This window comes from Mesorhizobium sp. M2A.F.Ca.ET.037.01.1.1 (assembly GCF_003998075.1).
Classification (GTDB): Bacteria; Pseudomonadota; Alphaproteobacteria; order Rhizobiales; family Rhizobiaceae; genus Mesorhizobium.
On record NZ_RZSA01000334.1, the window covers coordinates 1 to 6,238 of the forward strand.

Genomic DNA, 6,238 nt, shown 5'->3' on the forward strand with positions numbered 1-6,238 from the left:
CTGCTAGACAGAACGGCGGCGTCGGGATTAAATCTCGTGTCCGGATCAGTTCCGGATGGGCGACTGCGATGAAATCACCGTTGCAATGACAGACACGCCTCCCAGCTCGGCACGGGCCGACGGCGTTGCCGCGCTTGAACGCGCTATCGCCATTCTCGATGCCTTCACCGCTGCCGACCGCTCGCTCGGTCTGGCCGAAATCGCCGCCCGTACCGGCCTTTACAAGAGCACGATCCTGCGGCTGGCAAATTCCCTGATACGCGGGCAATTGCTGGAGCGCCTGGATGACGGGCGCTATCGCATCGGGCCTGCCGCATTCCGGCTTGGCGCGCTCTACCAGCGGTCCGTCGTGGCGATGGACGTCCTGCTGCCAATCATGCGCGATCTTTCCGAGCAGAGCTGGGAAAGCGTCGCTTTCTACGTGCGCTCCGGTGATCTGCGCACTTGCCTTTACCGTGTCGAATCCAAGCATCCGATCCGCTACACGATCCGCGAAGGCGATGTGCTGCCTCTGCTTGTCGGCTCCGGCGGCCGGGTGCTTGCCGCCTTTTCGGGCCAGGAGGGCGAGCCCTACGAAACGATCCGCAACACCTACAACTACATCTCGATCGGCGACCGCGACCCGCAGACCGCCGGCATATCCGCGCCCGTCTTCGGACCAGGACGCACACTGCTCGGCGCGCTGACGCTCGCAGGGCCGAGCACGCGCGTCGACGCGGCCTTTCTCGAGCGCATGAAACGCCCGCTGCTGGAAGCCGCCGCGCGCGCTACCCGCGCCTTCGGCGAGGATGCCTTCATGCTGGACGTGGCAGCCCTCAACACGGGCGCCGGCAACTAGCGCCGTCCAGGTTTCTGCTTGACTCACATATATCCCGATGGTTATACGTCAATCAATAGCCAACGGGTTATCGATCTGAGATGCCGGCCACGCACGATATGCTGTTCAGGACGCTTGCCGATCCGACGCGGCGCGCCATCTTCGAACGTCTCTGTCGCCAGGGCGAGCAGACGGTCGGAGCCCTCACCGCGCAGGCAGGTGTGTCGCAGCCGGCGGTGTCGAAGCATTTGGGCGTGCTCAAGGAAGCGGGGCTGGTGCGCGACCGCCATGAAGGGCGCCAGACCCATTACAGCGCGCAGCTCAAGGCGCTTGCGCCGTTGATGGATTGGACGCGCGACATGGCGGGGTTTTGGGAAAGCCGGTTCGACGATCTCGAAGACCTGCTCAAAAGGATGGATCAATGAACGAAGCCGCAACGCGCTCCGTCATCGTCGAACGCGAGATACCTTTTGCGCCGGAAAAGATTTGGCGCGCGCTTACCCAACCGCATCTCATCGAGGCGTGGCTGATGAAGAACGACTTCAAGCCGGTCGTGGACCATCGCTTCAATCTGAGCGCCGAATGGGGTGGCGTCGACTGCCAGGTGCGGACGGTCGAACCAAACCGGACGCTGTCCTACAGCTGGGACACCAAGGACCTCGAGAGCGTGGTCACCTGGACGCTGACCCCGACGGGCACGGGCACGCATCTGCGTATGGAGCAGGTCGGCTTCCGCACGGATCAGGAGCCGTATTACCGCGGCGCCACCGTCGGCTGGAAGAGATACCTGGCGACCTTGGAGGAGGTCCTTTCGCGGCTCGACTGAAGGTCGCCGCCAACAGCAGGACTGCTCGGAACAACACACTGTTTGGCGGGGCGGCACACCGCAGGCGTAAGCCATGGAGATATCGAAATGAATATCAAGTTGACCAGCATCTATGTCGACGACCAGGAGAAGGCCCTCGCCTTCTACACCGGCGTTCTGGGCTTCACCAGGAAGGCGGATTTCACCAACGGTCCATTCCGCTGGCTGACCGTCACCTCGCCCGACGATCCGGATGCACCGAACTGCAGCTGGCACTCAACGACAATCCGGCGGCAAAGACCTATCAGCAGGCCATCTTCAAGCAGGGCCAGCCGGCGCTGATGCTGTTCAGCGACGACATCAAGGCCGACCACGAGCGCATTAAGGCCAAGGGCGGCAATTTTGCCATGGCGCCGACCGCGGTGACCGGCGCCACCATCGCGCAGCTCAACGACACCTGCGGCAACCTCGTCCAGCTTTCGCAGCTGGCGCGCTGGTAGGCGCCTCGATCCGTCTCGTCATTTGCAAGGGAGGTTACATTGAGCTGGAGCAAGTGGATCAGGCAGCTTCATCGCTGGCTGTCGATCATCTTCACCGTCACCGTCATTGCCAATTTCGCCGCCATGGCCATGGGCCCGCCGCCCGCCTGGATCGTCTATTCGCCGTTGATCCCGCTTTTCCTGCTTTTGTTCAGCGGACTCTACATGTTCGTGCTGCCCTATGCCGCCAGAAGGCGCGGCGAGCCGTCGCCCGAGCGCACGGGATCGGCCTGATGGCGAAGGCGAAATCGAAAGCCGACGCATCTCCGCACGAGAAGCCGGTCCTGCTTTCAGGCGGCAATCCGCAGATCGCCAAGGGCCATGGCGACGCTCCCGTGCAGGCCTATATCGCGGCGATGCCGGGCTGGAAGAGCGAGGTCGGGCGCCGGCTCGACCAGCTCATCGTGCAAGCCATTCCCAACGTGCAGAAGGCCGTCAAATGGAATTCGCCACTCTACGGCATGAAGGACGAAGGCTGGTTTCTCGGCATCCATTGCTTCGCCAGCTACATCAAGGTGGCGTTCTTCCGCGGCCTGTCGCTGGACCCCGTGCCTCCGGTCGAATCCAAGAGCGGGGACACGCGCTATTTGCATATCCGTGAGGACGATCGGCTCGACGAGAAGCGGTTCGTTTCCTGGGTGAAACAGGCGAGCCGGCTGCCCGGCGAACGGATGTAAGCGCAAGGAAGGATCAAGCGCCGCCCTCCCGAAGGACCACGGCGGCGATGTCATATCCGGCATTGAGGAGAAACCAGACATGCAAAAAGACGGCGAGCAGGACGGCAGGTCTGCGTCCGAGCTGATCGATAGAAGGATCGAGGAACTGGGCGACTGGCGCGGCGAGATGCTTGCCCGGCTCCGCGCCCTGATCCGCCAGGCCGCGCCGGAAGCCGTCGAGACATGGAAATGGCGCGGCGTGCCGGTTTGGGAGGATGCCGGCATCATCTGCACCGGCGAGACCTACAAGGCCGTCGTCAAGCTGACCTTCGCCAGAGGCGCGGCGCTGCCCGACCCCAAGAAGCTCTTCAACTCCAGCCTCGAAGGCAACACGAGGCGCGCCATCGATTTCAAGCAAGGCGACACGATCGACGCCGATGCGCTGAAGGCGCTCGTACGCGAAGCCGTGACCCTCAACAGATCGAGGGCCAAGCGCTGAGAGAGGACTGCGGTATAACGCTATCGGGTTGATGTTGCCGGCTTTTTCTTCCGCGCACCGGCAACACGGATCAATACATCGCATCACCCGGCGTAAGCGTCTGCCAGGCAACAATTCATGAAACAAGTACCGGACAAATTTATCGGCCGTTAAGCCAAGAGCGCTATCTGGATCGATGTCGCCGGCAACGGGGCGACATGCGGGGAAAAATATCGTCTCAACCGACGGATGAGCCAGTCGGACAGACGCCGGGGGAGCAGAACGAGCTCCATGGGAATGGGATGAAGTTCTCGTCGACCGATGCCGGTCCGCGTCTGATAGGGCTGGTCTGTCCCTTCGTCGCGGTGGTCCTGACCCAGGCGCTGGTCGCAACCCTCAGCCTCCACACATTATCCGCGGTCCGCGCCTATGTCGGCGGCGAAAGCCAATGGTCGAAAGGCCGGATGCACGCCATCTATTTCCTGAACCTTTATGCCGATACCGGCCGGCAGGAATATTTCAACGAATATCGTCAAGCCATCGCCGTGCCGCTCGCCGATCGCGCCGCGCGGCTGGCGCTCGAACAGGCCGAGCCCGACACGAATGCGGCCCGGCTTGGCTTTCTCGGCGGCAACAACCACCCCGACGATGTTGACGGCCTGATCTGGCTGTTCCGGAATTTCCGCGGCGTCAGCTATCTCGACACCGCGATCCGCCACTGGAGGGATGCCGACGAGATGATCCTCGCCATCGAGGGACTTGGCGACGAGATGAATCGAAGGCTGGAAAAAGGGCCGGCAACGCTAGCCGAGATCAGCCTCTGGAAGGCGAAAATCCACCAGCTCGACCGCCGGATCGGGCCGCTGGCCAAGGCGTTTTCCGACAGCCTCGGCGAGGGATCCCGCTTCATCAAGATGGCGCTGACGGCGGCCAATCTCGCCACCGCCGCCCTGCTTATCCTGCTCGTCGTCTGGCGCACGCGCAAGCTGATGATACAGCGCCAGGCGTTTCAGAGCGCCCTCAACGCCGAGCGCGAGCGTGCCCAGATCACGCTGGCCTCGATCGGCCAGGCCGTCATCAGCACCGATGCCGAGGGGCGGCTTGACTATATGAATGCCGGGGCGGAGCGGCTGCTTGCCTGCTCGCTGGCCGCAGCCAGGGGCAGGCCCATCGCCTCGTTGTTCCGGCTTGTCGACAAGGACAGCGGCGTCGAGGAGACCGATCTGATCGCGCGCCTGCTGGCAGGCGAGCCGCGCCGCTCCAATGTGCGCCCGCAGCTCCTGGAGCGTCCCGACAGCTCGGTCGTGCCGGTGGCGCTGAACGGCGCGCCGCTGATCGTCTCAGGCCAGATCCTCGGCTGTGTCCTGGCCCTGCACGAGATGACGCGCGAGCAGGATTATATCGAGCGCCTGTCGTGGCAGGCATCGCATGATGCGCTGACCGGTCTCGTCAACTGCCGCGACTTCGAGAACCGGCTGGCAGGCGCGATCTCCGAAGCGCCGGAAAGGTCGCGCAGGCATGCGCTGATGTATCTCGACCTCGACCAGTTCAAGCTGGTCAACGACACATGCGGCCATGCCGCCGGCGACCAGCTGCTGCGCCAGATCTCGGTGCTGCTCGCCAACGAGCTGCCGCCCGGCGACATCCTGGCCAGGCTCGGCGGCGACGAGTTCGGCGTGCTGCTCTTCGATTGCGATGCCGACTGTGCCGCCGCAACCGCCGAACGGCTGCGCGCCACGGTCCAGGACCTGCATTTCTCCTGGGACGGACGTCCCTTCAACATCAGCGTCAGCATCGGCATGGTCGAAGTCGCCAACGTCGGCATGACGCTGGAGGAGGTGCTGCGCGCAGCCGACGTCGCCTGCTACATGGCGAAGGAAAAGGGCCGCAACCGCATCCATTTCCACAGCGAGGGCGACACCGCGCTGCGCGAGCGCTTCGGCGAGATGGCCTGGGTGCAGCGTCTGCACGCCGCACTGGATCAGAACCGCTTCAGGCTGCATGCGCAAGAGATCGCGCCCCTGCGCGACGATATCCCGGAGCAGGGCGCGCATATCGAAATCCTGCTCAGGCTGACCGACGAGGACGGCAGCTTCGTCACGCCGCAGAGCTTCATCCCGGCGGCGGAGCGCTACGGATTGATGCCGGCGATCGACCGCTGGGTGGTGCGCGACACCCTCGCCACCTTGGCGGCCAGGCGCGCCGACCCGCACGCGACGCCGATATCCACCTGCGCGATCAATCTCTCCGGCGCCACCTTCGGCGACGAGACCTTCCTCGGCTTCATGCGCGAGCAGTTCGCCGCGCACGCCATCGTCCCCGAAACGATCTGTCTGGAGATCACCGAGACCAGCGCCATTGCAAATCTTTCCGAAGCCATGCGCTTCATCGCCGATCTGCGCGGGCTTGGCTGCCGCTTCGCGCTCGACGATTTCGGCTCCGGCATGTCGTCCTTCGCCTATCTGAAGCATTTGCCGGTCGACTACCTCAAGATCGACGGCAGCTTCGTCAAGGACATGCTCGACGACCGCATCGACCGCGCGATGGTCGAGATGATCCATCACATCGGCAAGGTGACGGGAAAACGCACCATCGCCGAATTCGTCGAAAGCGAGGGCATCATCGACGCCTTGAAAGCGATCGGCGTCGACTATGCGCAGGGCTATGCGATTGCGCGTCCCCAGCCATTCGACGCAACCACGGTGCTGCGCGGCAATCGCAGCGAGCGCGATGCAACGGCGGATGGATGGGAGACTTTGGCGCGGACGCTGCGCCGCAAAGCCAGCTAATCTAGGCGACAACCCCTCCGGCCCGCCGTTCCAACAGGATCGTCGGCTTCTCATGATAGGTGGTCCGCAAAATCTCTCCATAACCGTTCTTTTCGGCGACCTTCAGCGAAGCGCCGTTTTCCGGATCGATGATGCAGACGGTTCTCGCTTGTCC

General features: G+C 63.4%; 9 protein-coding genes and 1 pseudogene. 9 read left to right on the forward strand and 1 reads right to left on the reverse strand.

Going from position 1 to position 6,238, the window contains the following annotated elements:
- Positions 1-85: 85 nt before the first annotated feature.
- The 9 genes from EOA27_RS17695 (at position 86) to EOA27_RS17730 (ending at position 6,084) form a co-directional block, all read left to right on the forward strand.
- Positions 86-838 (forward strand): IclR family transcriptional regulator, encoded by a 753-nt coding sequence (locus tag EOA27_RS17695; protein ID WP_126081214.1) that lies wholly within the window; start codon positions 86-88, stop codon positions 836-838.
- A gap of 80 nt (positions 839-918) precedes the next feature.
- Complete coding sequence (locus tag EOA27_RS17700; protein ID WP_126081213.1) at positions 919-1,242, forward strand: metalloregulator ArsR/SmtB family transcription factor; 324 nt, start codon at positions 919-921, stop codon at positions 1,240-1,242.
- A complete protein-coding gene (locus tag EOA27_RS17705; RefSeq protein ID WP_126081212.1) occupies positions 1,239-1,643 on the forward strand; it encodes an SRPBCC domain-containing protein in 405 nt (134 codons plus the stop codon). The genes EOA27_RS17700 and EOA27_RS17705 overlap by 4 nt, the downstream gene beginning before the upstream one ends.
- An 87-nt stretch (positions 1,644-1,730) precedes the next feature.
- Complete coding sequence (locus EOA27_RS42965; protein WP_281059436.1) at positions 1,731-1,964, forward strand: VOC family protein; 234 nt, start codon at positions 1,731-1,733, stop codon at positions 1,962-1,964.
- Positions 1,892-2,122 (forward strand): VOC family protein, encoded by a 231-nt coding sequence (locus EOA27_RS42970; RefSeq protein WP_348633070.1) that lies wholly within the window; start codon positions 1,892-1,894, stop codon positions 2,120-2,122. Before EOA27_RS42965 ends, EOA27_RS42970 begins: the two co-directional genes overlap by 73 nt.
- Before the next feature lie 39 nt (positions 2,123-2,161).
- Complete coding sequence (locus tag EOA27_RS17715) at positions 2,162-2,395, forward strand: hypothetical protein (protein ID WP_126081211.1); 234 nt, start codon at positions 2,162-2,164, stop codon at positions 2,393-2,395.
- Positions 2,395-2,838, forward strand: a complete 444-nt coding sequence (locus tag EOA27_RS17720) for a DUF1801 domain-containing protein (RefSeq protein ID WP_126081210.1) — start codon at positions 2,395-2,397, stop codon at positions 2,836-2,838. Before EOA27_RS17715 ends, EOA27_RS17720 begins: the two co-directional genes overlap by 1 nt.
- Positions 2,839-2,917: 79 nt before the next feature.
- On the forward strand, positions 2,918-3,316 hold the full coding sequence (locus tag EOA27_RS17725; RefSeq protein ID WP_126081209.1) for a DUF1801 domain-containing protein: 399 nt from the start codon (positions 2,918-2,920) through the stop codon (positions 3,314-3,316).
- A gap of 281 nt (positions 3,317-3,597) precedes the next feature.
- Positions 3,598-6,084 (forward strand): EAL domain-containing protein, encoded by a 2,487-nt coding sequence (locus EOA27_RS17730; RefSeq protein ID WP_126081208.1) that lies wholly within the window; start codon positions 3,598-3,600, stop codon positions 6,082-6,084.
- A 1-nt stretch (position 6,085) separates the two neighbouring features.
- Here EOA27_RS17730 and EOA27_RS42170 read toward each other — a convergent pair.
- A pseudogene (locus tag EOA27_RS42170) lies at positions 6,086-6,238 on the reverse strand (GNAT family N-acetyltransferase); the annotation flags it as partial.